Annotated in this window: 22 protein-coding genes, 1 tRNA gene and 1 pseudogene; 13 read left to right on the forward strand and 11 right to left on the reverse strand. The window is 72.4% G+C overall.

Translation table 11 applies throughout. The annotated features are described in order from the left end of the window. Positions 1-382 precede the first annotated feature (382 nt). Both BLW14_RS19410 and BLW14_RS19415 read left to right on the forward strand, forming a co-directional pair. Positions 383-1,768, forward strand: coding sequence for an NAD(P)/FAD-dependent oxidoreductase (locus tag BLW14_RS19410; RefSeq protein ID WP_093708512.1), 1,386 nt, complete (start codon positions 383-385; stop codon positions 1,766-1,768). A 308-nt stretch (positions 1,769-2,076) separates the two neighbouring features. Further along, positions 2,077-3,381 (forward strand): SAM-dependent methyltransferase, encoded by a 1,305-nt coding sequence (locus BLW14_RS19415; RefSeq protein ID WP_093708513.1) that lies wholly within the window; start codon positions 2,077-2,079, stop codon positions 3,379-3,381. 71 nt (positions 3,382-3,452) lie between these two features. Here BLW14_RS19415 and BLW14_RS19420 read toward each other — a convergent pair whose 3' ends face one another. Together BLW14_RS19420 and BLW14_RS19425 are read right to left on the reverse strand one after the other, a co-directional pair. Continuing rightward, the gene (locus tag BLW14_RS19420; protein ID WP_093708514.1) at positions 3,453-5,981 is read right to left on the reverse strand and encodes an ABC transporter permease; all 2,529 of its coding nucleotides are present in this window, start codon (positions 5,979-5,981) and stop codon (positions 3,453-3,455) included. A gap of 79 nt (positions 5,982-6,060) precedes the next feature. Next, positions 6,061-6,831, reverse strand: coding sequence for an ABC transporter ATP-binding protein (locus BLW14_RS19425; RefSeq protein ID WP_093708515.1), 771 nt, complete (start codon positions 6,829-6,831; stop codon positions 6,061-6,063). A gap of 496 nt (positions 6,832-7,327) precedes the next feature. Between BLW14_RS19425 and BLW14_RS19430 the strand changes: the two genes are divergently transcribed. From BLW14_RS19430 to BLW14_RS19445, 4 genes are all read left to right on the forward strand, one after another. Beyond that, positions 7,328-7,413, forward strand: a tRNA-Leu gene (locus BLW14_RS19430). Between the two features lie 155 nt (positions 7,414-7,568). Beyond that, positions 7,569-7,937, forward strand: a complete 369-nt coding sequence (locus BLW14_RS19435) for a DUF4259 domain-containing protein (protein ID WP_177154229.1) — start codon at positions 7,569-7,571, stop codon at positions 7,935-7,937. Between the two features lie 126 nt (positions 7,938-8,063). Further along, a complete protein-coding gene (locus BLW14_RS19440; protein ID WP_093708516.1) occupies positions 8,064-8,936 on the forward strand; it encodes a Bax inhibitor-1/YccA family protein in 873 nt (290 codons plus the stop codon). Positions 8,937-9,022: 86 nt separating this feature from the next. After that, positions 9,023-9,340 (forward strand): hypothetical protein, encoded by a 318-nt coding sequence (locus tag BLW14_RS19445; RefSeq protein WP_093708517.1) that lies wholly within the window; start codon positions 9,023-9,025, stop codon positions 9,338-9,340. Between the two features lie 62 nt (positions 9,341-9,402). On the opposite strand, the gene BLW14_RS19450 is transcribed toward BLW14_RS19445, so the two are convergent. The 3 genes from BLW14_RS19450 to BLW14_RS19460 all read right to left on the reverse strand — a co-directional run bounded on the left by BLW14_RS19450 (position 9,403) and on the right by BLW14_RS19460 (position 13,080). Continuing rightward, positions 9,403-10,239 (reverse strand): hypothetical protein, encoded by an 837-nt coding sequence (locus BLW14_RS19450; RefSeq protein WP_256332840.1) that lies wholly within the window; start codon positions 10,237-10,239, stop codon positions 9,403-9,405. A gap of 245 nt (positions 10,240-10,484) precedes the next feature. Next, positions 10,485-11,705, reverse strand: coding sequence for an acetyl-CoA C-acetyltransferase (locus BLW14_RS19455; protein WP_093708519.1), 1,221 nt, complete (start codon positions 11,703-11,705; stop codon positions 10,485-10,487). Between the two features lie 292 nt (positions 11,706-11,997). Then, positions 11,998-13,080 carry an SGNH/GDSL hydrolase family protein gene (locus BLW14_RS19460; RefSeq protein ID WP_093708520.1) on the reverse strand — a complete coding sequence of 361 codons (1,083 nt, stop codon included), beginning with the start codon at positions 13,078-13,080 and terminating at the stop codon, positions 11,998-12,000. Positions 13,081-13,244: 164 nt separating this feature from the next. On the opposite strand from BLW14_RS19460, the gene BLW14_RS19465 reads away from it, so the two are divergent. Continuing rightward, positions 13,245-14,648, forward strand: a complete 1,404-nt coding sequence (locus tag BLW14_RS19465; protein ID WP_093708521.1) for a cystathionine beta-synthase — start codon at positions 13,245-13,247, stop codon at positions 14,646-14,648. Positions 14,649-14,919: 271 nt separating this feature from the next. On the opposite strand, the gene BLW14_RS19470 is transcribed toward BLW14_RS19465, so the two are convergent. After that, on the reverse strand, positions 14,920-15,768 hold the full coding sequence (locus BLW14_RS19470) for a helix-turn-helix transcriptional regulator (protein WP_093708522.1): 849 nt from the start codon (positions 15,766-15,768) through the stop codon (positions 14,920-14,922). A 146-nt stretch (positions 15,769-15,914) separates the two neighbouring features. On the opposite strand from BLW14_RS19470, the gene BLW14_RS19475 reads away from it, so the two are divergent. Further along, complete coding sequence (locus BLW14_RS19475) at positions 15,915-16,676, forward strand: SDR family oxidoreductase (RefSeq protein ID WP_093708523.1); 762 nt, start codon at positions 15,915-15,917, stop codon at positions 16,674-16,676. Between the two features lie 3 nt (positions 16,677-16,679). Here the strand turns inward: BLW14_RS19475 and BLW14_RS19480 are convergent, their stop codons facing one another. Then, positions 16,680-17,105 (reverse strand): hypothetical protein, encoded by a 426-nt coding sequence (locus tag BLW14_RS19480; RefSeq protein ID WP_093708524.1) that lies wholly within the window; start codon positions 17,103-17,105, stop codon positions 16,680-16,682. A gap of 148 nt (positions 17,106-17,253) precedes the next feature. Between BLW14_RS19480 and BLW14_RS19485 the strand changes: the two genes are divergently transcribed. Continuing rightward, on the forward strand, positions 17,254-18,099 hold the full coding sequence (locus BLW14_RS19485) for a MurR/RpiR family transcriptional regulator (protein WP_093708525.1): 846 nt from the start codon (positions 17,254-17,256) through the stop codon (positions 18,097-18,099). Between the two features lie 38 nt (positions 18,100-18,137). Here BLW14_RS19485 and BLW14_RS19490 read toward each other — a convergent pair whose 3' ends face one another. From BLW14_RS19490 to BLW14_RS19505, 4 genes are all read right to left on the reverse strand, one after another. Next, the gene (locus BLW14_RS19490) at positions 18,138-18,512 is read right to left on the reverse strand and encodes a hypothetical protein (protein WP_018104045.1); all 375 of its coding nucleotides are present in this window, start codon (positions 18,510-18,512) and stop codon (positions 18,138-18,140) included. 72 nt (positions 18,513-18,584) lie between these two features. Then, positions 18,585-19,040, reverse strand: a complete 456-nt coding sequence (locus tag BLW14_RS19495) for a roadblock/LC7 domain-containing protein (RefSeq protein WP_093708526.1) — start codon at positions 19,038-19,040, stop codon at positions 18,585-18,587. A gap of 38 nt (positions 19,041-19,078) precedes the next feature. Beyond that, positions 19,079-19,819: a transcriptional regulator gene (locus BLW14_RS19500; RefSeq protein ID WP_256333013.1), complete on the reverse strand. Its 741-nt coding sequence runs from the start codon at positions 19,817-19,819 to the stop codon at positions 19,079-19,081. A gap of 47 nt (positions 19,820-19,866) precedes the next feature. Beyond that, positions 19,867-20,271, reverse strand: a complete 405-nt coding sequence (locus BLW14_RS19505; RefSeq protein WP_018524737.1) for a hypothetical protein — start codon at positions 20,269-20,271, stop codon at positions 19,867-19,869. Between the two features lie 233 nt (positions 20,272-20,504). Here BLW14_RS19505 and hutU point away from each other — a divergent pair, with 233 nt between their 5' ends. From hutU to hutI, 4 genes and pseudogenes are all read left to right on the forward strand, one after another. Beyond that, positions 20,505-22,166: a urocanate hydratase gene (gene hutU / locus BLW14_RS19510; RefSeq protein WP_093708528.1), complete on the forward strand. Its 1,662-nt coding sequence runs from the start codon at positions 20,505-20,507 to the stop codon at positions 22,164-22,166. 143 nt (positions 22,167-22,309) lie between these two features. Then, a complete protein-coding gene (locus BLW14_RS19515; protein WP_093708529.1) occupies positions 22,310-23,521 on the forward strand; it encodes an allantoate amidohydrolase in 1,212 nt (403 codons plus the stop codon). Continuing rightward, positions 23,512-24,897, forward strand: a complete 1,386-nt coding sequence (locus BLW14_RS19520) for a formimidoylglutamate deiminase (protein WP_093708530.1) — start codon at positions 23,512-23,514, stop codon at positions 24,895-24,897. The genes BLW14_RS19515 and BLW14_RS19520 overlap by 10 nt, the downstream gene beginning before the upstream one ends. 53 nt (positions 24,898-24,950) lie before the next feature. Continuing rightward, positions 24,951-26,122: pseudogene (gene hutI, locus BLW14_RS19525) on the forward strand (imidazolonepropionase). Positions 26,123-26,147: the final 25 nt, after the last annotated feature.

Consider the following 26,147-nt stretch of genomic DNA (forward strand, 5'->3'; position numbering starts at 1 on the left):
TTTGAGTGGGCGGGATGTGCCTGGTGAGGCGGCTTTCGGGCCGACCTGACATCAACTTCGTGAACTTCTTCACAAGAGATTGGCCGCCTGGGGCCCCACTTCTGCTCCGGAAGGGTCACGGCGGGGGTGAGCGGGGTCACTCGCGGAACGGACCGACGCGTTCCGGGGGTGTTGCGGCGATGTGGACCGGGAAGGGCCTCGATCCGGGCCGGGGGCCCAAGGGCCAGCTCACAGGCGGTGAACAACGTTCACCGATGTAACGAGGTTCCCGCCGCGGGCCATGACCTGGGTCACGTGGGCGGCGAACTATAGCAGAGGGTGGCCACAACCTTGTGAAGGGGCTCACGAGCATGCCCCCCGAGGGGGGTGGATACTCGATGGCATGAGCACCACGGAGCGTCCCAGGATCCTCGTAGTAGGCGGTGGGTACGTAGGCCTGTACGCAGCTCGGCGCATCCTCAAGAAGATGCGCTACGGCGAGGCGACCGTCACGGTCGTCGACCCCCGGTCGTACATGACCTACCAGCCCTTCCTCCCCGAAGCTGCTGCCGGCAGCATCTCGCCTCGGCATGTCGTCGTCCCGCTGCGACGCGTCCTGCCGAAGGCCGAGGTCCTCACCGGCCGCGTCACCACCATCGACCAGGACCGCAAGGTCGCCACGATCGCGCCGCTCGTCGGCGAGGCCTACGAGCTGCCCTTCGACTACCTGGTCATCGCGCTCGGCGCGGTCTCCCGCACCTTCCCGATCCCCGGCCTCGCCGAACAGGGCATCGGCATGAAGGGCATCGAGGAGGCCATCGGCCTGCGCAACCACGTCCTCGAACAGCTGGACAAGGCCGACTCGACCACCGACGAGGACGTCCGCCGCCGGGCCCTCACCTTCGTCTTCGTGGGCGGCGGGTTCGCCGGTGCGGAGACCATCGGCGAGGTCGAGGACATGGCCCGCGACGCGGCGAAGTACTACACGAACGTGAAGCGCGAGGACATGCGCTTCATCCTCGTCGACGCCGCCGACAAGATCCTTCCCGAGGTCGGCCCGAAGCTCGGGACCTGGGGCCGCGAGCACCTGGAGTCCCGTGGTGTCGAGGTCTTCCTCTCGACCTCCATGGACTCCTGCGTCGACGGTCACGTGGTGCTGAAGAACGGCCTGGAGGTCGACTCCAACACCATCGTGTGGACCGCCGGTGTGAAGCCGAACCCGGCGCTGGCCCGCTTCGGTCTGCCGCTCGGCCCCCGCGGTCACGTGGACACCTCCGAGAAGCTCCAGGTGCAGGGCACCGACTACATCTGGGCCGCCGGCGACAACGCCCAGGTGCCGGACATGGTCGGCCGCAAGGCCGGCAACCCCAACGCCTGGTGCCCGCCGAACGCCCAGCACGCGCTGCGTCAGGCCAAGGTCCTCGGTGACAACGTCATCTCCGGGATGCGCGGCTTCCCGCAGGCCGACTACAGCCACGCCAACAAGGGCGCGGTCGCCGGTCTGGGCCTGCACAAGGGCGTGGCGATGATCGTCATGGGCAAGATGAAGATCAAGCTCAAGGGCCGGCTCGCCTGGTACATGCACCGTGGCTACCACGGTCTGGCGATGCCGACCTGGAACCGCAAGATCCGCATCTTCGCGGACTGGACCCTTGCGATGTTCCTCAAGCGCGAGGTCGTCTCGCTCGGCGCCATGGAGACGCCGCGCGAGGAGTTCTACGAGGCCGCCAAGCCGGCTCCCGCCCCGGCCGCCGCCAAGCCGGTGGGCGAGAAGGCCAAGGCCTCCTAGCCTCCCGCTCCGGCCGGAGCAGCAGTACGACGCCCGAAGGGGCCGTCCGCCATCCGTGGTGCGGGCGGCCTCTTCGGCGTATCCGGGGACGACGGAGCGGTGCGGGACCGCGGGCCGGACCCCAGGCGGATGCGTGTGGTGTGCATGTGTTTTGCCGTTCCCTTGCCCGGTAGCGGGATGGCCCGGCCGCCGGAGACTGTTGAGGGGAATGTGCCATGCCGGTGGTGCCACGGGCGCCGGGGCGTGGCTCGGGACATGTATGGGCATGTCTGGGCACGTCGGGAAACACCGTCACGGAGGTGTGCGCCATGGCAGACGCCGCATCGCGGCTGACCGCTCTCGCCCAGGAGTTGCTGGGAGAACCCCTACCGGTCCGCGTCCGGGCCTGGGACGGCAGCGAATCCGGACCGCCCGGCGCCCCCGTCCTCGTCATCAGGAACCGCCGGGCCCTGCGCCGGCTGCTGTGGAAGCCGGGCGAACTGGGCCTGGCCCGCGCCTGGGTGGCCGGCGAACTCGACATCGAGGGGGACCTGTACGAGGCCCTGGACCTGATGGCCGGGCTCGTCTGGGAGCGCGGAAGCGACGTGCGCGGCGGTCTCCGGGCCCTGCGTGAACCCCGGGTGCGGGACGCCGTGAAGGACCTGCTGAAGCTGTCCGCGCCCTGGCTGCCTCCCGCGCCGCCGCCCGAGGAGGTACGCGGACGCGGCGGGGCCCTGCACACCAGACGCCGCGACAAGGCGGCCATCAGCCACCACTACGACGTGGGCAACGACTTCTACGCACTGGTCCTGGGCCCCTCCATGGTCTACTCCTGCGCCTACTGGGAGGACGCCGGAACCCTGGAGGACGCCCAGCGCGACAAGCTCGACCTCGTCTGCCGCAAGCTCGCCCTCAAGGAAGGCGACCGCCTGCTGGACGTCGGCTGCGGCTGGGGCTCCATGGCCATCCACGCCGCCCGCGAGTACGGCGCCCGCGTCACCGGCGTGACCCTCTCCGCCGAGCAGGCCGCCTTCGCCAGGAAGCGCGTCGCCGACGAGGGCCTCACCGACCGCGTCGAGATCCGGGTCCAGGACTACCGGGACGTCCACGACGGCCCGTACGACGCCATCTCGTCCATCGGCATGGCGGAGCACGTCGGCTCCGTCCGCTACCGCGAGTACGCCGACGACCTCTACGCCCTCCTCAAGCCCGGCGGGCGCCTCCTCAACCACCAGATCGGCCGCCGTCCGGAGAAGGACGAGTCCGCCTACGAGATCGACGCGTTCATCGACGCCTACGTCTTCCCGGACGGGGAACTGGCCCCGGTCGGCCGGACCCTCGCCCTCCTGGAGGAGGCCGGCTTCGAGGCCCGGGACGTCGAGGCGCTGCGCGAGCACTACGCCCTGACCCTGCGCCGCTGGGTCGCTAACCTGGAGCAGGGCTGGGGGCGCGCCGTGAAGCTGGTCTCGCCCGGGCGGGCCCGCGTCTGGCGGCTGTACATGGCCGCCTCCGCGCTGTCCTTCGAGCGCAACCGGATCGGGGTCAACCAGATCCTGGCGGTGCGCCCCGAGGAGGACGGCTCCTCCCGGATGCCGTTGCGCGCCCGCGACTGGAAGGCCGACGCGAACGGCTGAGCCCGTGTCACGAAGAGAAGGGGCCGGTGTCCGCCACCGCGGACACCGGCCCCTTCGTCGTGCGGGTGCGGCTACTCGGTCTTGATGGCCGTCAGCATGTTGAGCTTGGCGGCGCTGCGGGCCGGCCACAGGGAGGCCAGTACGCCGACCAGGCCGGCCAGCAGCAGGAACAGCGCGATCCGGCCCCACGGCACGACCAGCACGTACTGCGGGATGCTCGCGGACACGGTCTGTCCGATCGCCCAGCCGAGGAACAGGCCGAGCCCGATGCCGATCACCGCGCCGAACAGCGAGATCACCACCGCCTCCAGCCGGATCATCCGCTTGACCCTGCGCCGGTCCAGGCCGATCGCCCGCAGCATGCCGATCTCCTGCTGGCGCTCGAACACCGACATGGCCAGGGTGTTGACGACCCCGAGCACCGCGATGATCAGGGCCATGCCGAGCAGGCCGTACATGATGTTCATGGCGAGGTTGACGCCGCCGCCGAACATGTTGCGGATGTCCTGACGGTCCATGACGCTCATGCCCGGGTTGTCGCCCAGCGCGTCCACCAGCGCCTGCTCGTGGGCCGCGCTCGCGCCGCCCTCCGTCTTCACCCAGATCTCGCGGATGTCGCCCTTGCCCTCGTGCGGGGCGACGGTGTCGCGGGGGACGAGGACCGGCGAGAGGAACTCGTTGTCCTTGTAGAGCGCGCCGACCTTCAGCGTCTCCTTCTTCTTGTCGTCGTACGTGACCGCGACGGTGTCACCGGGTTTCCAGCCGTGCGACTTCGCGGTCTTCTCCGCGACCGCGATCTGCCCCTTCTCCAGGGTGTCGAGGGAGCCCGCGACGGTGTCGACGGCCAGCACCTGCTGCACGTCGCCGGGGGTGACGCCGGACGCCGAGACGCCCTGCCCGCCGATCGTCAGCCAGACGGCCTGCTGGGGCGAGACGGCGGTGACGCCCCCGGCCTTCTCCAGGGCGGTCAGCGCGGACTCGTCGAGCGCGTCGCCGCTGGCCATCGAGATCATGTAGTCGGCCTTGATGTTGTCCGTCGTCACCTTGTCGACCGCCCGGCCGAGGGTGACGCCGAGCACCGAGATGCCGGTGACCAGGGTGAGGCCGATCGCCAGCGCGGAGGCGGTGGCACCGGTGCGCCGGGGGTTGCGGACCGCGTTCTGCGCGGCGAGCTTGCCCGAGACCCCGAACAGCCGGCGCAGCGGCGGGCGGACCAGGGCGATCACCGGGCGGGACAGCAGCGGGATCAGGATGATGACGCCGATCAGCGCCAGGAACGTGCCGCCCCCGACGAGCAGCCGGCCGTCCGTCCCGCCCTTGGCCGCGCCGCCGAGGATCCCGGCGGTGCCGAGCAGCGTGATGATGCCGCCGATGGTGTTGCGTACGACCAGGGACTTGACGGTGGCCACCGCGTGCGCGCTGCTCATCGCGGCGACCGGGGGGATCTTCGCGGCGCGGCGGGCGGGCAGCCAGGCGGCGAGCACGGTGATCAGGACGCCGACGGCGAAGGCGACGGCGACGGTGAGCGGGGCGACCACCAGCGGGCCGGCCGGGATCTTGGCGCCGAACAGGCTCATGGCCGAGCGCAGCCCGACGGCGAGCCCGAGGCCCAGCGCGAAGCCGACGACGGAGGCGATGAGGCCGACCACGGCGGCCTCCAGGAGCACCGAGCGCTTGACCTGGCGGCGCGAGGCGCCGACGGCGCGCATCAGGGCCAGCTCCTTGGTGCGCTGGGCGACCAGCATGGTGAAGGTGTTGGCGATCAGGAAGACGCCGACGAAGAGGGCGACCCCCGCGAAGGACAGCAGCACCCAGTTGATCCCGCTGAGGCCCTTCTCGATCTCCTCGGCCTGCTCGTCGGAGCGCGCCTGACCGGTCTTGGCCTCGGCGTCCTCGGGCAGCAGCGGCTTCACGGTGGCCAGCAGCTTCCGGTCGGATGCGCCGGGCTTCGCGGTGACGGAGACGTCCTTGAACTCACCGGGGCGCAGGAACAGCTTCTGCGCGACGGGGGTGTCGAACAGGACCAGGCTGCCACCGGCGTTGACCGCGCCGTCCTGGGTGGTGAAGACCCCGGACAGGGTGTACTCCTTCACCGGCCCGTTGGTGGCGACGCGCACGGTGTCGCCGACCTTGTACTCGCCCTTGTCCGCGGTGTCGCGGTCCAGCGCGATGCTGCCGGGCGCGGTGGGGCCGCTGCCGTCGGTGAAGGTGTACGCGGCGTCCTTGCCGTCCTTGCCGGGGGCGAAGTTGGAGCCGGTGTTGGACCAGCCGTTGCCGATCAGCTTGCCGTCGGGGTCGGCGACCCCGGCGAAGCCGTCGACCCGGCCGGTGGCCTCGGCCACGCCGTCCAGGCCCCGGATCTTCTCCAGGGTGGCCGCGTCGATGGCGCGGGACTTCTCGTCGCGCTGGTCGGCGTAGGTGGTCACGGCGACGGCGATGTCGTCGTAGCTCTTGGCCGACTGGTTGCGGAGGGCGTTGCCGAGGGTGTCGGTGAAGACCAGGGTGCCGGAGACGAAGGCCACGCCGAGCATCACGGCGAGGATCGTCATCAGCAGCCTGGCCTTGTGCGCGAGCACGTTGCGCAGGGCGGTACGGAACATGTCTGTCAGTCCTGGGTGTCTGCCGGCCCGGGTGGGGAGGTGCCGGAGGAAAAGGTACGAAGCGCCGGTACGGGCCGGCTCAGCTGGTGCGGCCCTTGGCGTCGAACGCCTTCATCCGGTCCAGTACGCCGTCGGCGGTGGGGCGGATCATCTGGTCGACGATCGCGCCGTCCGCCAGGAAGATGACCCGGTCCGCGTAGGAGGCGGCGACCGGGTCGTGGGTCACCATCACCACGGTCTGGCCCAGTTCGCGCACGGAGTTGCGCAGGAAGCCCAGGACCTCGGCGCCGGAGCGCGAGTCGAGGTTGCCGGTCGGCTCGTCCCCGAAGATGATCTCGGGCTGCGAGGCGAGGGCGCGGGCCACCGCCACGCGCTGCTGCTGGCCGCCGGAGAGCTCGGTCGGGCGGTGCTTCAGCCGGTCGGAGAGGCCCACCATGTCGATGACCCGGTGCAGCCACTCCTGGTTCGGCTTGCGGCCCGCGATGTCCATCGGGAGCGTGATGTTCTCCAGGGCGGTGAGCGTCGGCAGCAGGTTGAACGCCTGGAAGATGAAGCCGATCTTGTCCCGGCGCAGCTGCGTGAGCTGCTTGTCCTTGAGCGAGCCCAGCTCCGTCTCGCCGATGCGCACCGAACCGCTGCTGAAGCTGTCGAGGCCGGCCACGCAGTGCATCAGCGTGGACTTGCCGGAGCCCGACGGGCCCATGATCGCGGTGAACTCACCCTGCGGGAAGTCCACGGTGACCCGGTCGAGAGCGGTCACCCGGGTCTCGCCCTCGCCGTAGACCTTGGACAGTTCCGTGGCGCGGGCGGCCACCGCGGTGGCGCGGTGAGCGGTGGACATGGTGGTCACAGCAGACTCCAGGGTGGGGTGCGTACGGGACGTGGCCCGCCCGGCGGCCCGCCGCGTCGGCGTGGGCCCCGGGTCAGGGGTACCGCTCCATCGTCTCCGCCGGACGGCCTCCGGTCGTCACTCCCGGTGCCCGTTCCCGGGGCCCTCTTGAGTCGCACGACGACCCCGTCGGCGTCCTCCTCGGGTATGACATCCGCCCCCGCGCGCGCGGCGCCTGGACGGCCGGGTGAGGCGCCGGAACCGGCCACCGGGTGGCGTGCCCCTGGCGATCAGTGGCGCGCCCCTGGCGAATCGACTGTGTCGGTGCGGCGACTTTCCGTCAATTCACCCGGCACCCCGGGGCTGCCGCCATCTCGCCCGGGCATGTGGGTATGCCTCCGACGTGCGCTGACGGAGGCTCAAGAGATCGATAAATAAGACAACATCGAGCCACTGTTCGGCTGATCGCGCCGGGCCCCCCGGATAGGGTCATGTGCCAACGCGGAGCCGCGCGCCAGCCCGGATGGTGGAATGCAGACACGGCGAGCTTAAACCTCGCTGCCCCTCGGGGGCGTACCGGTTCGAGTCCGGTTCCGGGCACCACAGCGCCTTCGGCGCCGCAAGGATACGACCCCCTGGAATCGTCCGGTCCCGGACCGGAATTCGGGGTTCCCTTCCCCCCGCTCCTCCTGCGAATGCCCGTTGTCAGTGCCCGGTGGTGGGATGACAGCCCGGACAACGACGACGTGGGGCGGGCCATGGGCACCTGGGGTGCGGGGAATTTCGACAGTGATACGGCGGCGGACCATCTTTCGGGGCTCGTGGAGCGGCTCGTCGCCGAGGTCGGCGAGGCCATGGGCGGGGATCCCGCGGGGATCGAGCCCGACGAGTACGACGGGGTCGCCGTCCCCTGCGATCTGGAGCTCCTCCTGCTCCTGCACGAGCGCGGCTGGGTCGGCGTGAGCCTGCCCGCGCCGGAGGTGGTCCGGCAGTGGCGGGACGCGTACATGGCGGTGTGGGAGCGGACCATCGACGGCCTGGAGCCGGCCGACGGGTTCAAGGACGAGCGCCGAGCGGTGCTGAGGGGGACCTTCGACCGGCTGGCGGAGGCCGCGGCGGAGCGGTAGGTGTCCGGTATCGGAGCCGCGTGGGGCCCGGGTCGGGGAAAGATCCTCCTTCGGCACTAGGCTGATTGCTTTGCCTACCCATTACTCTTGTGGGAAGGCCACGCTGGGTGGCCATGGAGGAGTGAGATGAGGAGCAGCAACCCGGTCTTCTCGCGACGGGGCTTCAGCCGCGACAACGGTTACGCGGGCTTCAACGCGGCGCCGCAGGCCGGGGCCCCCGCAGCGGGTGCCAACCCGTACGCGCAGGGCACCGCCCCGAACCCGTACGCGACGAACCCCTACGCCCCCACGGGCGCCCCCGCGCCGGCCCGTACCGGCGCGATGACCATCGACGACGTCGTCACGCGCACGGCGATGACGCTGGGCACGGTCGTGCTCGGCGCCGCGCTCGCCTGGGCGCTGCTGCCGGTCGACGAGGCGAACCTCAACAAGTCGTACGGCATCGCCATCGGCGCGGCGCTCATCGCGTTCGTGCTGTCGCTCGTCCAGTCCTTCAAGCGCAAGCCCGTACCCGCGCTGATCCTGGCGTACGCCGCCTTCGAGGGCGTCTTCCTCGGCGTCATCTCCAGCGCGGTCAGCACGTACATCGGGCCGGGCGTCGTGATGCAGGCGGTCATGGGCACCATGTGTGTCTTCGCCGGTGTCCTGCTGGCCTACAAGATGCGCTGGATCCGTGTCACCCGCCGGTTCTACGGCTTCGTGATGGCCGCCGCCATGGGCTTCCTGCTCCTGATGGCCGTCAACCTGCTGTTCGCCGTCTTCGGCGGCGGTGACGGCCTCGGCTTCCGCAGCGGTGGCCTCGGCATCCTGTTCGGTGTCATCGGCATCATCCTCGGCGCCTGCTTCCTGGCCCTCGACTTCAAGCAGGTCGAGGACGGCATCGCGTACGGCGCTCCGCGCGAGGAGTCCTGGCTGGCCGCCTTCGGCCTGACCATGACCCTGGTCTGGATCTACCTGGAGATGCTGCGCCTGCTCTCCATCCTCAGCGGCGACGACTGATCGCCCCTGCGGACCCGAAGCGGCCCGCGGTCTCCTTCCGGAGGCCGCGGGCCGCTTCCGTGTGTGCGGGTGGGTAGGGTCGCGGGGTGCTCGATACGACGCCCCTGATCATCGCCGTTGACCGATTCGCCGACCGGCTGCGCGCCGCCCCGCAGAGCAGGCTGCAGCGCGGGGCCGCCGCCGCGGGCCTGGCCACCGCGCGGGAGCTGTCGGCGCGGGCCCAGCGCGCGGAGGAGCCAGGACGGGAGCCGAGGGTCATGCCGGACGCGGGCGTGTTCGCGGTGGGCGACCAGCTCGCCGTCGCCGGGCGGGACCTGGCCGTGGCACTGGAAACGGCCCCGTCCGCGGAGCTGGACGAGGCCGTGCAATTCGTCGGGGAGGCCGCCGCGCGGGCCTTCGGCTAGGGCGCGCGGCGCGTGGGGAGGGCAAGCCTCCGGGGGGGCCGGGGACCGGCGTCGGCGCGGGCTCAGAAGCTCGCTATGACGCGGTCGGCGAGTATGTAGACGCTCTCCTTGCCGCAGGAGAAGGTCAGCGCGTACGCGCCGGAGACGCCGGAGCCGCCCAGCAGCACCGGGTGCTCACCGGCCCGCAGGGAGTCGGCCAGCCGCTCGGCCGTCTCGCGGTGGCCGGGGGTCATACAGAGCGTCGTGCCGTCGGCGAACACGTACACGTCGAGCGTGCCGAGCGGGCCGGGGCGCACGTCGGAGAGTTCCGTACGGCTGTCCGCCAGCTCCTCCAGGCGGTTCACCGTGCGCTCGTGGTCGGTGACGACGGGCGTCTGGACCGGCACGAAGTCGGGGTGCGAGGGGTGGCGGCGGCGGGCCGCGGCCAGCTCGGGGGAGTCCTCGGGGAACTCCGCCGGCTCGACGGGTTCGCTCAGCCCGGCCAGCTCGGTCAGCTCGTCCAGGGCCTCCGTCGCGTCGAGGTCCATCGCGTCGAGGCCGGCGAAGTCGCTCTGGCGCGGCATGAAGAACGGGGCGTCCTCGCCCAGGCCGGCCAGCCCGCCCAGCAGGGACGGGGCGTCGGCGGCGTCCCGCGCCTCCTGCGAGGCCCAGAACGCGCGGGCCTCGGCCAGCTCGCGCTCCCGCTCCTCGGCCAGCGCCTCGGCGACGGCCGCGCGGATTTCCTCGGCGGAGGTGGTGTCGTTGCGGGTCTGAGGGGGTACTGCGGCAGTAAGGGCGCGACCGTCGGCGAGTTCCTTCCGGAGTGCCGAGACCTGCCTGCGCAGCCCGTGAGCAGCGTGCAGAGCGGCGGCGCCCACGGCCGTGGCGGCGGCGGTGGTCAGCAACAGGGCAAGAGGCATGGCGCTCACTGACATACTCCCGGTTTCAATCGATCCCCCGACTTCCTACATCAGCTTGGGCCCAAGCGGCACCCTGTGTCAGTGCATTACGTCACGAATTGGACAGGTCTTTGTGCCCGGTGTCTACCCCTGTTTCCGGTGTGACCTGCGAAAACGACACTCCCCCAGGACGTAGATCACATCCTGGGGGAGATTCGGTCACGGTCGGGGCTCGGTGGCCTCCGAGGGTCCGCTGCCCGCTTTGATCAGCTCAGACGCTCGATGACCATGGCCATGCCCTGACCGCCGCCGACGCACATGGTCTCCAGACCGAACTGCTTGTCGTGGAACTGGAGGCTGTTGATCAGCGTGCCGGTGATGCGCGCGCCGGTCATGCCGAAGGGGTGGCCGACGGCGATGGCGCCACCGTTGACGTTGACCTTCTCCAGCGGGAGGCCGAGGTCGCGGTAGGAGGGGATGACCTGGGCGGCGAACGCCTCGTTGATCTCGGCGAGGTCGATGTCGCCGACGGTCAGCCCGGCCCGCTTCAGGGCCTGCTTGCTGGCCTCGACCGGGCCGTAGCCCATGATCTCGGGGGAGAGGCCGGAGACGCCGGTGGAGACGATCCGGGCCAGCGGGGTCAGGCCCAGCTCGCGCGCCTTGGTGTCGGACATGATCACGAGCGCGGCGGCGCCGTCGTTGAGCGGGCAGCAGTTGCCCGCCGTGACCAGGCCGTCCGGGCGGAAGACCGGCTTCAGGCCCTGGACGCCCTCCAGCGTGACGCCCGCGCGCGGGCCGTCGTCCTTGGAGACGACGGTGCCGTCCGGCGTGGTGACCGGGGTGATCTCGCGCTCCCAGAAGCCGTTCTTCAGGGCTTCCTCGGCGAGGTTCTGCGACCGTACGCCGAACTCGTCCATGTCCTGGCGGGTGACGCCCTTGAGCCGGGCCAGGTTCTCCGCGGTCTGGCCCATGGAGATGTACGCGTCCGGGACCAGGCCGTCCTCGCGCGGGTCGTGCCAGCTCGCACCGGACTCCTCGGCGCGGGCGGCGGTACGGGCCTCGGCGTCGGCGAAGAGCGGGTTGTGGGTGTCCGGCAGGCTGTCCGAGTTTCCCTTGGCGAAGCGGGACACCATCTCGACACCGGCCGAGATGAAGACGTCGCCCTCGCTGGCCTTGATGGCGTGCAGAGCCATGCGGCTGGTCTGGAGCGAGGACGAGCAGTAGCGGGTGACCGTACAGCCGGGAAGGTGGTCCATTCCCATCTGCACGGCGATGATGCGGCCCAGGTTGTTGCCCTGCTCGCCGCCGGGCAGACCGCAGCCGAGCATCAGGTCGTCGATGTCCTTCGGGTCCAGCTCGGGGACCTTGGCCAGCGCGGTCTGGATGATCGTGGCGGTCAGGTCGTCCGCGCGCAGGTCCTTCAGCGAGCCCTTGAAGGCCCGGCCGATGGGCGAACGGGCGGCAGAGACGATCACGGCTTCGGGCATCACGCGGCTCCATGGTGGCTGAGGGCTGACCGGCTGCCCGGGGTGGCGGGCAGGCCCGGCGGTACGGCACGACTGCTCTGGAAATTACCCGGACGTAGCGCCGGGGTCACCCGAGGCGGCATGTGATGCGGGCCTCTTTTCTAAGCAACCGCTCAGTCAAGGATCTCATTCCGCGGACGGCCGCCGCCGGTGAGCCCGGCCGCGGCGGCCGTCCCGAGGCGGCCGCCGCAGGCGTCGCTCCCGTGGTCGCCCGGGCGACGGCGTCGCTCCCGCGGCCGCCCGGGCCATGGCGTCACTCCCGCGGCCGCCCGCTCGGCCGGCGGACCCACGCGTGCCTCGGAGTGCCGTCGCCGTCCGCCTCCGGACGGTGGTCGAGGCGCGTCGAGCCGCCGGGCTCCGGGTGCGGATGCGGATGCGGCTCCGTGGACGCGGGCAGGCGCCGCCGCCTGCGGTGCTTGAGCAGGGCCCAGGGCGCCCGGGCCCCCGTGACCTCCGTACCGGCCTCCTTGGCCGCCTGGGAGGCCGCCTTGGCCACCGGCAGCATGTCCTCGCGCCGGGCGCCGTCCAGGCGGTCGGACTCCGGCCACAGGCCCAGCACCGCGCACAGCGTCGGCAGCACCGCCATGGCCGCGGTCGCGTAGCCCTCGGCCGACGGGTGGTAGTTGTCCGGGCCGAACAGCTCGCGCGGGTTCGCCTCGAACTCCGGGCCCAGCAGGTCGCCCAGCGACACCGTGCGCCCGCCCTGCTCCACCGTGCCGATCGTCTGCGCCGCCGCCAGCTGCCGGCTCACCCGGCGGGCCAGCCAGCGCAGCGGCTGGTACACCGGTTCGATCGTGCCCAGGTCCGGACAGGTCCCGACGACGACCTCCGCCCCGGCCGTCCGCAGCCTGCGCACCGCCGTCGTCAGGCAGCGCACCGACTGGGTCGCGGGCATCCGGTGCGTCACGTCGTTCGCGCCGATCATGATCACGCACACGTCCGGCGTCCGGGCCGGGTCCGCGAGCAGCAGCGAGACCTGCCGCTCCAAATCGTCCGACCGCGCACCCGGCAGCGCGACGTTGCGCAGATCCACCGGCCGCTCCGACACCGCCGCGAGCCCCGACGCCAGCAGCGCCCCCGGGGTCTGCCCGGCCCGCCGCACCCCCTGTCCGGCCGCCGTGGAGTCCCCCAGCAGCCCTAGGCGCAAGGGCTCCGCCGGGCCCGTGAACGCCACCCCGTACCGCCCGTCCGCGCTCGGCGGGACCGGGGCGACCCCGCCGCCCACCTGCCGCTTCGCCAGCTGGACCTCCGCCAGCAGGACACCCACCGCCGCGGCTCCCAGCAGCCCGATGCTGCCACCGCCGTAGGCCGCGCCCGCCGCGATCCGCCGTGCCACCCTTGCCGTCGACACAGTCCGGTCCACCTCCTCGTCGCACGTACCGCCGTAGAGCCGTACAGAGAGCTACCTGCCCGCTACCGGCCGTCGTTCAATCGCGCGACCCAATCTCGTCCCCGTACGCATACGCTTGCCGGACCATCTCGGAGATCCCGGAGTACACGGTGCAATTCCACGATTCGATGATCAGTCTCGTAGGCAATACCCCGCTGGTGAGGCTGCGCAGTGTCACGGCCGGCATCCAGGCGACGGTCCTGGCCAAGGTCGAGTACTTCAACCCCGGCGGGTCGGTCAAGGACCGCATCGCCCTGCGCATGATCGAGGCCGCCGAACAGAGCGGCGAGCTGAAGCCCGGCGGCACGATCGTCGAGCCGACGAGCGGCAACACGGGCGTGGGCCTGGCGATTGTCGCGCAGCAGAAGGGCTACAAGTGCGTCTTCGTCTGCCCGGACAAGGTGTCCACCGACAAGATCAACGTCCTGCGCGCCTACGGTGCGGAGGTCGTCGTCTGCCCGACGGCGGTCGACCCCGAGCACCCCGACTCGTACTACAACGTCTCCGACCGGCTGGTCCGTGAGACGCCGGGAGCCTGGAAGCCCGACCAGTACTCGAACCCGAACAACCCGCGTTCCCACTACGAGACCACCGGTCCGGAGCTGTGGGAGCAGACGGAGGGGAAGATCACCCACTTCGTGGCGGGCGTCGGCACCGGCGGCACGATCAGCGGCACCGGCCGCTATCTGAAGGAGGTCAGCGGCGGCGCGGTCCAGGTCGTCGGCGCGGACCCGGAGGGCTCGGTCTACTCGGGCGGTTCCGGCCGTCCGTACCTCGTCGAGGGCGTCGGTGAGGACTTCTGGCCCTCCGCGTACGACCGGACGGTCACCGACGAGATCGTCGCCGTGTCCGACAAGGACTCCTTCCAGATGACCCGCCGCCTCGCCAAGGAGGAGGGGCTGCTCGTCGGAGGCTCCTGCGGCATGGCGGTCGTGGGCGCCCTGGAGGTCGCGAAGCGGCTCGGGCCCGAGGACGTGGTCGTCGTCCTGCTCCCGGACAGCGGGCGCGGCTACCTCTCGAAGATCTTCAACGACGAGTGGATGGCCGACTACGGCTTCCTGGAGGACACCGGGCCCTCCGCCCGGGTCGCGGACGTCCTGAACCACAAGGAGGGGCCGATCCCCACCCTCGTCCACATGCACCCGGAGGAGACGGTCGGCGAGGCGATCGACGTGCTGCGCGAGTACGGCGTCTCGCAGATGCCGATCGTGAAGCCGGGCGCGGGCCACCCGGACGTGATGGCCGCCGAGGTCATCGGGTCCGTGGTCGAGCGGGAGCTGCTGAACGCGCTGTTCGCCCAGCGCGCCTCGCTCACCGACCCGCTGGAGAAGCACATGTCGCCGCCGCTGCCGCAGGTCGGCTCCGGCGAGCCGGTCGAGGACCTGATGGCGGTGCTCGGCGGCACCGGCGCGGCGGACGCGGCGATCGTGCTGGTGGAGGGCAAGCCGAAGGGCGTCGTCAGCCGCCAGGACCTGCTGGCCTACCTGGCGAAGGACGCTCCGGCGGCGAAGTAGCCGGACGGTCCGCGCGCGTTTCGCGAAAACGGTACGCGTGCGTCATGTGGCCGCAGCACCGGCTTAACACGGCTCGGGCAGATTGGTGGGTGTCGGCGGGGGAACCCGCCGGCACCGGAACGGCGACAACGGACTACGGAGCGGCTCCCGGACCTCCACCGTCGCCCGGACGCGCCACCCGGCCCTGACCCGGGCCGCGTCCTCCGCGGGGACCGCCGTCGTCCCGCCCCCTGGGAAACCGGGGGTGCGGCGGTCCCCGCGACAACCGTTCCTACGCGCCCGCGACCGGCGCGTCCCTCTCGTCCGCCGACCAGCTCGCCAGCAGGGCGACGCGCTCGGCGGTCTCCGAACCCGGCTCCGGGGTGTAGACGACGAGCGAGAGTTCGGGTTCGCCCGGCACCGCGAGCGTCTCGTACGGCAGCGTCAGCTCGCCCACCACCGGGTGGACCATCCGCTTCACGCCGTACGTCTTCGCCTTCACCTGGTGGTCCGCCCACAGCCGGCGGAAGTCCTCGCTCTTCAGCGACAGTTCGCCGACCAGGGCCGCCAGCTCCCTGTCGTCCGGGTGCAGCCCCGCGTCCAGCCGCAAGTAGGCGACCGTCTCCGCCGCCACCGCGGGCCAGTCCGGGTACAACTCCCTCGCCCCCGGGGCCAGGAACGCCTGGCGCGGCATGTTGCGCTCGCCGGCGGGCAGCCCGGAGAAGCCGCCCAGCGCGTCCCCCAGCGCGTTCCACGCCAGCACGTCCATCCTGCGGCCCAGCACGAAGGCGGGCGCCCGGTCGAACAGGTCCAGCAGCAGCCGCAGCCCCGGCCGCACCCGGCGCGCCGAAGGGGCCGACGCCTTACGGGCCTTGGGGCGCGCCACCGTCCGCAGATGCGCGTGCTCCGTCTCGTCGAGCCGCAGCACCCGGGCTATCGCGTCGAGCACGGCGTCCGAGACGCTCGGCCCGCGCCCCTGCTCCAGCCGGATGTAGTAGTCGACGCTCACCCCGGCGAGCTGCGCCACCTCCTCGCGCCGCAGCCCCGGAACCCGCCTGCGGCCGTACGAGTTGAGCCCCACGTCCTCGGGGCTGATGCGGGCACGCCGTGAGCGCAGGAAGTCACCGAGTTCGCCGTCCATGGCTGTGATCGTAGGAGAAGGGGCCTCGCCCAGCCTGGTACTGGCAGACCCAGGAACAACGCATCCCTGGGTGCGCGCCCCGGCCCGGCGGAGTGTGGTGCCGAGCCCGGACACCACGGACCGGACACCACACCAGGGAGCACCCCATGCTGTACGACACCCTCGCCGACCGGACCGCCGTCATCACCGGAGCCGCCAGCGGCATGGGCGCGGCCACCGCCCGCCTGCTCGCCGCCCAGGGCGTACGGGTGGCGCTGCTGGCCCGCCGGGCGGAGCGGCTGGAGGAGCTGGCCGCGAAGATCACCGCGGACGGCGGCCGGGCCCTCGCGGTCGCCGCCGACGTCACCGGCCAGGCGTCCGTGGACGCGGCGGCGGACCTGGTCCACCGGGAGTTCGGCCGGGTCGACCTGGTGGTCAACGCGGCCGGGGTGATGCTGCCGAACCCGCTGGACGCGGGGCGCGCCGACGAGTGGCAGCGGATGCTCGACACCAACGTGGCCGGCGCGCTGCGCGTCATCCGGGCCTTCACCGCGGATCTGGTGGCCGCCGCCGCCGAGGGCCGCACCGCCGACCTGGTCAACATCTCCTCGATCGGCGCGCACGTCACGTTCCCCAACTACGCGGTCTACGGCGCCACGAAGGCCGCGCTCACCTATCTGTCGGCCTCGCTGCGCACCGAACTCGGGCCGCGCGACGTCCGCGTCACCAACATCGAGCCGGGCCTCACCGACTCGGAGCTGGCCGGGCACGTCGACAACGCGGAGCTGAGCGGTCAGCTGGACGGCATGTTCGAGGCGCTGGGCGGCCTCTCCTCCGACGAGATCGCCGACCTCATCGCGTACACCACCAGCCGCGCCCGGCACGTCAACCTGCGCCAGCTGGTCGTCCTGCCGACCCGTCAGGCGTGACGGTCAGCCCTCCCAGTCGGAGGCCGTCCGCCGCTCCTCGCGGCCCCGGAACAGCCGCCTGCCGTGCCCGGCCTGGACGACGTTGACGCCGACGATCCCGATCCAGGCCACCACGAGCCCGCCGATGCCCGCGTTCGCGGCGCCGATCGCGGAGAGCGGGACGGCCAGGACCAGCGAGACGATCCCGAAGCCGAACCGCTCGCCGAAGTTCCCCTGCGCCTGGGCCGGGGGCCGCGCGCCCCGGGCGACGGAGGTCCGTTCCTCGGCGAGGTGCCGCCGGACCCGGCGGTCGAGCGTGGCGTCGAGCCGCTGCTCGACCTTCTCCAGGAACGACTCGACGAGCGCGGAGTCGTAGTCCGCCCCCAGCTCGCTACGGGCCTGAAGAGTCGCGTTGAGCTCCTTGCCGAGCTCGGTGTCGGGTGCGTCCATGGTTCTCACGGTACGAAGCGCGGGCGGCCGGGGCAGTGGGGCTAGCCCCCCTGTTCGCCGGGCTGCATATGGACATGCAGACCCCTTGCTGGCTGAATGGATCCGTCGGCGCCGGGCCTCGGCGCGGCGGACCTACCGAGGGGACAGGATGAGCGGGAGCAGCCCGGCCGCGCGGTTGCAGGAGCTGTTCGAGGGGCGCCGGCTCACGCCCACGCAGCGCCGTATCGCGCACTCGATGGTGCGCCGGGCCGGTGACGCCCCCTTCCTCTCCAGCGTCGAACTGGCCGAGCTCGCCGGAGTCAGCCAGCCGTCGGTCACCCGGTTCGCCGTGGCGCTCGGCTTCGACGGCTACCCCGCGCTGCGCAAGCACCTGCGCGAGGTCGCGCCGGCCGGGGCGGAGGCGGGTGAGGGCGAGGAGACGTACAACGAGTACCAGCAGGCGGTGCTCGGCGAGATCGAGAACCTGCGCCACCTCGCCGAACTCCTCGCCGACCCGGGCCCCGTGGAGCGGGCCGGCCGGCTGCTCGCCGGGTCCCGGCCGCTGCCGGTGCTGGGGCTGCGCGCGGCGTCCTCGCAGGCGCGGGGGTTCGGGTACTTCGCCGCGAAGGTGCACCCGGACGTCCGGGTGCTCGACGAGGGCGGCAGCATGCTGCACGACCGGATCGACGCGGCCCGGCGGGCCGGGGCGACCGCGCTGATCTGCTTCGCGCTGCCCCGCCACCCGCGCGAGGTCGTGGACGCGCTCGCATACGCGCGCGGCCGGGGGCTCACCGTGGTGTCGGTGGCCGACTCCGCGTTCGCGCCGGTGGCCCGCCACAGCGACCTGCTCATCCCGGCCGCCGTCGGCACCGGCCTCGCCTTCGACACCGCCTGCGCCCCGATGCTCCTGGGCCGGGTCCTCCTGGAAGCGATGTGCGACGCCCTTCCGGACGCCCAGTCCCGCCTGGAGGAGTTCGACGCGGGGGCGGCGGTGCGGGGGCTGTTCGTGGAGTGACCGGGGCGGGGGCCGACGCCCCGCCCCCGCCCCGCGCCTCACACCTCCAGATCGGCCTCGATCTTCTTCAGCTGGTGGCGGGCCATCGCCAGGTTCGCACGGCTGCCGTCCAGGACCAGGTAGAGGAACAGGCCGTTGTTGCCGCGGGTCTTGAGGAGGCGGATCAGGTGGTACTGGGTGCCCAGGGTGATCAGGATGTCCTCGATCTCGTCCTTGATGCCCAGGTGCTCCATGGTGCGGAGCTTGGCCCGTACGACGTCGGTGTTGCCGGCGGCCGCGACCTCCAGGTTGAAGTCCTTGCCGCCGCCGAGCGTGCCCAGGGCCATGCCGCTCGTGTAGTCGACGAGGGCGACACCGGTGGTGCCCTCGATGGACGACATCGCTTCCTTCAGTGACGCTTCGGTGTTCGCCATGAGTGGGTGCTCCCTTTCTCTGACCGGCCGCTGCGGCCGGTTCCGTTGCGTGGTGCGGTGATGTCAGTGGTCTCAGGTCGGGCGCTGGGGGAGGGCCCCCGGCTGCTGCGGGGCGCGTGGTACGGGGGCGGGCTGCGGGGCCCGCGCGAGGGCCCGGTCGACCAGTTCGCCGATACGGGAGCCGGCCCGGCGGCCCTCCAGATGCAGCCGGCCGACGTTGATCCGGTCCTCGGCCAGCAGGGTCAGGACGGCCTGGGAGCCCGCCGCGTACGTCGCGATGTAGCCCGTCTCGCCGCGTACGACCAGCTCGCGGAAGCCGCCCCGGCCGGTCGCGTCGGTCATCCGGATCGCGACGCCCAGCGCGGCGGCGGTCAGCGCGGCGACCCCCTCGGCCTCAACCCCCGGTGTGTCGTGGGCCAGGACCAGACCGTCGGTGCTGGCCGCCAGGGCGCCGGAGAGGAGCGGTACCCGTGCCCGTAACCGCTGGAGCTCCGCCAGGACGTCCTGCGCTTCGGCTTCGGGCACCATCAGCTGTCTCCTCCCGGCACGCTGTCTGAGCGCGCGAATCACAGGGCCTCCAATGCGTCTCGGAGCCGGCGCAGCAGGGCGACGTCGGGGTCGGCCGTGACCTCGGGCAGCGCGATCCGGTCCGCGCCCGCGGCGGCCGTGGCCGTCGGCGGGACCGGTTCGACCAGCCCGGCCGCGGCGAGGCGCCGCAGGTCGACCAGGACGTGGAACGCGGACCTGCCCAGCTCCCGCGCGATGGCGGTGGCCGTACGCACCCCGTCCACGTGGCCGAGGACGCGGCGCCGGCCCGGCGGCACGGGCGCGTCGGCGGGGTCGCCCGTCCGCATCAGCGGGGCGGTGTCCACCGCGGCGTCCGGCCAGATCCGGTCCAGCAGTTCCCGGCGCCGCAGCGTCTCGCGCTGTACGGCGTCCACGGGGACCGGGCGCACGGGGCCGATCCAGTGCCCCACCCCGTACCGGAAGCGCGCCGGTGTCCTGGTCGGGGCGAGGGCGAAGAAGGCGGCGTCGTACAGGGCGCCCAGGTGGCACAGCTCCAGCGCGCCGCCCGGGACGCGCCCGCTGTCCACCAGGTGCCGCCCGACCCGCCGGCCCGCCCCCGCCTCGGCGACCGCGTCCCACCAGCCCTCGCGGCGCAGCGCACCGCCCCGGGTGAGGAGGATGTCGATCCCGGGCGTCTCCGGGCTCTCGGCGTGTACGACCTCGCCGTCGGCGAGGTACAGCGTGCCCCGGTCGCGCATCAGGGCGCCGGTGGCGCGTTCGGCGGCGAGGCGCTGGAGCATGGGGGAGAGCACGGGGGCGGCGGCGGTCTCGTCCGCGAGGGCGGCGGTCACGCGAGGACCAGCCGCTCGGCGATCTCGCCGATGCGTATCCGGGCGAGCGCGAGGTTGCCCTCCGCGCGGTCCAGCCACAGGTGGAGGAAGACGCTGCTGTCGAAGTCCGTCTCCACGAACCGCAGGATGTGGTAGCCGGCGGGGGTGGTGACGATGACGTCCTCGACCGGGGGAGCGCTCCCGGCACCGCCCGCCGTGTCCGGTAACCCGGCCGCGAAGGCGGGCTGTTCGGCCGCCATCCGGGCCACCTCCGCCGTCTCCGCAGCGGTGGCCTCGTGGTCGCCGTTGGGCGATTCGCCGATCGTGCCGAGGGCGAGACCGCTCGTCCAGTCGACGACGGCGGCGCCCCTGGCACCGGGCAGTCTCATGACGTCGAGCAGGCACTCGTCGATTCCGGGCACGCGGATTCCCCTCCGACACGGCGTTCGGCTGTGACCCCGAGGTTACGCATCGTGCTCGCTCCTGGTGGAGGTTCTGGCATTTTCCATCGGTACATGCGGGTCGTTGCGGAGAATGCCCCGCCGCGAAACGGACGGAACGCCTCCTCAGGGCCGTGCGGCCGGGGCTGTTGACTGGAGCTATTCACCGGCTCAAGATGTGAATAGAAAACTCACAGTCGCGAGGAGGCACCGCCATGTCAGGACCCCGCCCCGTACGGGCGCCGCGCGGTACGGAACTGACCGCCCTGGGATGGCAGCAGGAAGCCGCCCTGCGGATGCTCCAGAACAACCTCGACCCCGAGGTCGCCGAGCACCCCGACAAGCTCGTCGTCTACGGCGGCACGGGCAAGGCGGCCCGCGACTGGCGCTCCTTCGACGCGATGGTCCGCACGCTGCGCACGCTCAAGCAGGACGAGACGATGCTCGTCCAGTCCGGGCGGCCGGTCGGCGTCATGCAGACCCACGAGTGGGCGCCCCGGGTCCTGATCGCCAACTCCAACCTGGTCGGCGACTGGGCGAACTGGGAGGAGTTCCGCCGCCTGGAGGCGCTCGGGCTCACCATGTACGGCCAGATGACCGCCGGTTCATGGATCTACATCGGCACGCAGGGCATCCTCCAGGGCACCTACGAGACCTTCGCCGCCGTCGCCGCGAAGAAGTTCGGCGGCTCGCTGGCCGGGACGATCACCCTGACCGCCGGACTCGGCGGCATGGGCGGCGCCCAGCCGCTCGCGGTGACCATGAACGACGGCGTCGCGATCTGCGTCGACTGCGACCCGCGCGCCATCGAGCGCCGCATCGAGCACCGCTACCTCGACGTGAGGGCCGACAGCCTGGAGCACGCGCTCCAGCTCGCCGTCGAGGCCCGGGACGCCCGCCGCCCGCTCTCCATCGGCCTCCTCGGCAACGCGGCGGAACTGCTGCCGCGGATGCTCGCCGAGGGCGCCCCGGTCGACATCGTCACCGACCAGACCAGCGCGCACGACCCGCTGGCCTACCTTCCGCTCGGCGTCGACTTCGACGACATGGCCGGCCTCGCCGCCGAGAAGCCCGCCGACTTCACCCAGCGGGCCCGCGAATCGATGGCCCGGCACGTCGAGGCGATGGTCGGCTTCATGGACGCCGGCGCGGAGGTCTTCGACTACGGCAACTCGATCCGGGGCGAGGCCCAGCTCGCCGGGTACGAGCGCGCCTTCGACTTCCCCGGCTTCGTACCGGCGTACATCCGGCCGCTGTTCTGCGAGGGCAAGGGCCCGTTCCGCTGGGCGGCCCTGTCCGGCGAGGCGTCCGACATCCACAAGACGGACAAGGCCCTGCTCGAACTCTTCCCGGAGAACGAGTCCCTGCACCGCTGGATCAAAATGGCCGGCGAGCGCGTCCACTTCCAGGGGCTGCCCGCCCGCATCTGCTGGCTCGGCTACGGCGAGCGCGACCGGGCCGGCGAGCGCTTCAACGACATGGTGGCGAGCGGCGAACTGGCGGCGCCGCTGGCGATCGGGCGCGACCACCTGGACTGCGGGTCCGTGGCGTCCCCGTACCGCGAGACCGAGGCCATGCTCGACGGCTCCGACGCGATCGCCGACTGGCCGCTGCTGAACGCCATGGTCAACGTCGCGTCGGGCGCCTCCTGGGTCTCTCTCCACCACGGCGGCGGGGTCGGCATGGGCCGCTCCATCCACGCCGGGCAGGTGACCGTCGCCGACGGGACGCCGCTGGCCGGCGAGAAGATCCGGCGGGTGCTGACGAACGACCCGGGCATGGGGGTGATCCGGCACGTGGACGCGGGGTACGAGGCCGCGGACGCGGTGGCTGCGGACAAGGGTGTGCGGGTGCCGATGAGGGAGGACGGGGCGTGATGCGTCCGGATGCGCCGGGGGACGGTGCGGGGGCGTTGCCGGGTGCGGGTTCCGTTGTGCCCGCCCTCCCCCACAGCCCTGAAGGCGTGGGAGGTACCCCCCTCGCCCTGCGGAACGATCGCCCACAACCAGGCTTCCAGGCCATGTGGGCCGAGCTGGCTCCCATCGGGCGGCACCGCGACAGCGGGGGATACCGGCGGTACGCGTGGACCGGGGCCGACGGCGATTGCCGGGACTGGTTCCGGGCGCAGGCCGAGGCGCGCGGGCTGACCCTGGAGACCGACCGGAACGGGAACCAGTGGGCCTGGCTCGGGGATCCGCTCGCCGGGGACGCCGTCGTCACCGGGTCGCACCTCGACTCCGTGCCGGACGGCGGCGCCTTCGACGGGCCGCTCGGCGTCGTCTCCTCATTCGCCGCGCTCGACGAACTCCGCCGCAGGGGAGTGGAGTTCACCAAGCCGCTGGCCATCACCAACTTCGGTGACGAGGAGGGCGCCCGCTTCGGCCTCGCCTGCGTCGGCTCCCGGCTCGCCGCCGGGCAGCTGACCGTCGAGGCCGCGCACCGGCTCCGCGACGCGGAGGGCGTCACCCTGCCGCAGGCCATGGCCGCCGCCGGATACGACCCCGACGCAATCGGGCCCGATCCCGAACGGCTCGCCCGGATCGGTGCGTTCGTCGAGCTCCACGTCGAGCAGGGCCGCGCCCTCGACCTCACCGGCGACCCCGTCGGCATCGCCTCCGCGATCTGGCCGCACGGGCGCTGGCGGTTCGACTTCCGGGGCGAGGCCAACCACGCGGGCACCACCCGGCTCACCGACCGCCGCGACCCGATGCTCACGTACGCCGAGACCGTCCTCGCCGCCCGCCGGGAGGCGGAACTCGCGGGCGCCCTCGCCACCTTCGGCAAGATCGCCGTCGAGCCCAACGGGGTCAACGCCATCCCCTCCCTCGTGCGCGGCTGGCTCGACTCCCGCGCCGCCGACCAGGACACCCTGGACACGGTCGTCGCAGCCGTCGAGCGCGCCGCCCGCGAGCACGCCGAGCGGGCCGGCATCGACCTCGACGTCGTACGCGAGTCCTTCACGCCCGTGGTCGAGTTCCAGCACGCCCTGCGCGACGAGCTGTCCACCCTGCTCAAGGGCGCCGCCCACGGCACCGGCCGCCCGGTCCCCGTACTCGGCACCGGCGCCGGACACGACGCGGGTATTTTGTCCGCTTCGGTCCCGACCGCCATGCTGTTCGTACGGAACCCGACCGGGATCTCGCACTCGCCGGCCGAACACGCCGCCGAGGACGACTGCGTGGCCGGGGTCACCGCACTCGCCGACGTACTGGAAGGTCTCGCGTGCCGCTGACGACGCAGGCGACGGGCGCGCCCGTCACCGAGACGTACTGGCTGTCCCACGCCTGGCTCGGCACCCATGTCGAGCCGGGCGTCGCCCTGGACGTGTCCGACGGGCTGATCGCCCGCGTCCGCACCGGCGTGGACACCCCGCCGCCCGGCGCGACCGCGCTGCGCGGGTTCACCCTGCCCGGCCTGGCCAACACCCACTCGCACGCCTTCCACCGCGCCCTGCGCTCCACCGTCCAGGTCGGCTCGGGCACCTTCTGGACCTGGCGCGAGACCATGTACCAGGTCGCCTCCCGGCTCACCCCGGACACCTACTACGCGCTGGCCCGCGCGGTGTACGCGGAGATGGCGCTCGCCGGGATCACCGCGGTCGGCGAATTCCACTATCTGCACCACGGGCCCGGCGGCACCCCCTACGACAACCCGAACGCCATGGGCGAGGCCCTGATCGCGGCCGCCCGCGCGGCCGGCATCCGCATCACCCTGCTCGACACCGCCTACCTCTCCGCCGGATTCGGCTCCGGGCCCGCCGACTACCGTGAACCCGACCGGCACCAGGCCCGCTTCAGCGACGGCACCGCCGACGCCTGGGCCGAACGCGCCGCCCTCCTCAAGGGCGACGACCACACGCTCATCGGCGCCGCCGTCCACTCCGTACGGGCGGTCCCGGCGGACCAGCTGTCCACCGTCGCCCGCTGGGCCGAGGAACGGCGGGCACCCCTGCACGTCCACCTCTCCGAGCAGACCGCCGAGAACGACGCCTGCCTCGCCGCGCACGGGCGCACCCCCACCCGGCTCCTCGCCGACCACGGCGTCCTCGGACCCCGCACCACCGGCGTCCACAACACCCACCTCACCGACGAGGACATCGCCCTCATCGGCTCGACGTCCACCGGCACCTGCATGTGCCCGACCACCGAACGCGACCTCGCCGACGGCATCGGCCCCGCGGCAGCCCTCCAGCGCGCCGGCTCCCCGCTCTCGCTGGGCAGCGACAGCCACGCGGTGATCGACCTCTTCGAGGAGGCCCGCGCGATGGAGCTGGACGAACGGCTGCGCACCCGCGGGCGCGGCCACTGGACGGCCGCCGCCCTGCTGCGCGCCGCCTCCGCCGACGGGCACGCCGCGCTCGGCCGCCCCGGCGCGGGCGTCCTCGAAGCGGGCGCCCCCGCCGACCTGGTGACCGTGGCCCTGGACTCCGTCAGGACAGCCGGGCCCGTGCCGCGGCTGGCAGCGGAGACGGCGGTATTCGCCGCCTCCGCGGCCGACGTCCGCCACACGGTGGTGGCGGGGCGCCACCTCGTACGCGACGGGCGGCACACCCTGGTCGACGACGTCCCGCACGCGCTCGCCCAGGCCATCGGTGCGCTGCGTCCCTGAGCGGCAACCCGGCGACCACCCCCCGGCTCCCACACAAGGAGAGCAGTCCCCCGATGACGACGACCGCCATCACCCACATCTCCGCACTCGTCACCAACGACCCCTCCCTCGGCGACTCCTCCCCCTCGGGCTGATCCAGGACGCGGCCGTCGTCATCGAGGGCGACCGCGTCGTCTGGACCGGTGAGTCGAGCAAAGCACCCGCCACCGACAACGCCGTCGACGCGGGCGGCCGGGCCGTGATCCCCGGCTTCGTCGACTCGCACTCGCACCTGGTCTTCGCGGGTGACCGCACCCAGGAGTTCAACGCCCGGATGTCCGGCCGCGCCTACAGCGCGGGCGGCATCCGCACCACCGTCGCCGCCACCCGCGCCGCGACCGACGAGCAGCTCTCCGCCAACGTCGCCCGCTACCTCGCCGAGGCGCTGCGCCAGGGCACCACCACCTTCGAGACCAAGTCCGGCTACGGCCTCACCGTCGAGGACGAGGCCCGCGCGCTGCGCGTCGCCGCCCGCCACACCGACGAGGTCACCTTCCTGGGCGCCCACATCGTCTCCCCGGACTACGCCGACGACCCGGCCGGCTACGTGGACCTGGTAACCGGGCCGATGCTCGACGCCTGCGCCCCGTACGCCCGCTGGATCGACGTCTTCTGCGAGCGCGGTGCCTTCGACGGCGACCAGGCCCGCACGATCCTCACCGCGGGCCGCGCCAGGGGCCTGCACCCCCGGGTGCACGCCAACCAGCTCGGCCACGGGCCCGGCGTCCAGCTCGCCGTGGAGCTCGACGCAGCCTCCGCCGACCACTGCACCCATCTGACCGACGCGGACGTGGACGCGCTGTCCCAGTCGGCCACCGTGGCCACCCTGCTGCCGGGTGCGGAGTTCTCCACCCGGGCCGCCTGGCCGGACGCCCGCCGGCTGCTCGACGCGGGCGCCACCGTCGCGCTCTCCACGGACTGCAACCCGGGCTCCTCGTTCACCTCGTCCCTGCCGTTCTGCATCGCCCTCGCCGTCCGCGACATGGGCATGACCCCGGACGAGGCCCTCTGGTCCGCCACGGCGGGCGGCGCCGCGGCCCTGCGCCGCGACGACATCGGCCGCCTGACCCCGGGCGCCCGCGCCGACCTGGTGGTCCTGGACGCGCCCAGCCACGTCCACCTCGCGTACCGGCCGGGCGTGCCGCTGGTCCACGAGGTGTGGCGCGCCGGCGCACGCGTGGCCTGACCGCCGGAAGGGCCCGGAACGCGGA

Source organism: Streptomyces sp. 2131.1 (assembly GCF_900105515.1).
Taxonomy (GTDB): domain Bacteria; phylum Actinomycetota; class Actinomycetes; order Streptomycetales; family Streptomycetaceae; genus Streptomyces; species Streptomyces drozdowiczii.

Bases quoted from the DNA above. Each gene is read 5' to 3' on its own strand.
- BLW14_RS19515 (WP_093708529.1), top strand. From the start codon at position 22,310: ATGTGGGCCGAGCTGGCTCCCATCGGGCGGCACCGCGACAGCGGGGGA.
- BLW14_RS19485 (WP_093708525.1), top strand. From the start codon at position 17,254: ATGAGCGGGAGCAGCCCGGCCGCGCGGTTGCAGGAGCTGTTCGAGGGG.
- BLW14_RS19495 (WP_093708526.1), bottom strand. From the start codon at position 19,040: ATGGTGCCCGAAGCCGAAGCGCAGGACGTCCTGGCGGAGCTCCAGCGG.
- BLW14_RS19410 (WP_093708512.1), top strand. From the start codon at position 383: ATGAGCACCACGGAGCGTCCCAGGATCCTCGTAGTAGGCGGTGGGTAC.
- BLW14_RS19500 (WP_256333013.1), bottom strand. From the start codon at position 19,819: ATGCTCCAGCGCCTCGCCGCCGAACGCGCCACCGGCGCCCTGATGCGC.
- BLW14_RS19420 (WP_093708514.1), bottom strand. From the start codon at position 5,981: ATGTTCCGTACCGCCCTGCGCAACGTGCTCGCGCACAAGGCCAGGCTG.
- BLW14_RS19435 (WP_177154229.1), top strand. From the start codon at position 7,569: ATGGGCACCTGGGGTGCGGGGAATTTCGACAGTGATACGGCGGCGGAC.
- BLW14_RS19415 (WP_093708513.1), top strand. From the start codon at position 2,077: ATGGCAGACGCCGCATCGCGGCTGACCGCTCTCGCCCAGGAGTTGCTG.
- BLW14_RS19475 (WP_093708523.1), top strand. From the start codon at position 15,915: ATGCTGTACGACACCCTCGCCGACCGGACCGCCGTCATCACCGGAGCC.
- hutU (WP_093708528.1), top strand. From the start codon at position 20,505: ATGTCAGGACCCCGCCCCGTACGGGCGCCGCGCGGTACGGAACTGACC.
- BLW14_RS19455 (WP_093708519.1), bottom strand. From the start codon at position 11,705: ATGCCCGAAGCCGTGATCGTCTCTGCCGCCCGTTCGCCCATCGGCCGG.
- BLW14_RS19450 (WP_256332840.1), bottom strand. From the start codon at position 10,239: ATGCCTCTTGCCCTGTTGCTGACCACCGCCGCCGCCACGGCCGTGGGC.
- BLW14_RS19490 (WP_018104045.1), bottom strand. From the start codon at position 18,512: ATGGCGAACACCGAAGCGTCACTGAAGGAAGCGATGTCGTCCATCGAG.
- BLW14_RS19480 (WP_093708524.1), bottom strand. From the start codon at position 17,105: ATGGACGCACCCGACACCGAGCTCGGCAAGGAGCTCAACGCGACTCTT.
- BLW14_RS19470 (WP_093708522.1), bottom strand. From the start codon at position 15,768: ATGGACGGCGAACTCGGTGACTTCCTGCGCTCACGGCGTGCCCGCATC.
- BLW14_RS19440 (WP_093708516.1), top strand. From the start codon at position 8,064: ATGAGGAGCAGCAACCCGGTCTTCTCGCGACGGGGCTTCAGCCGCGAC.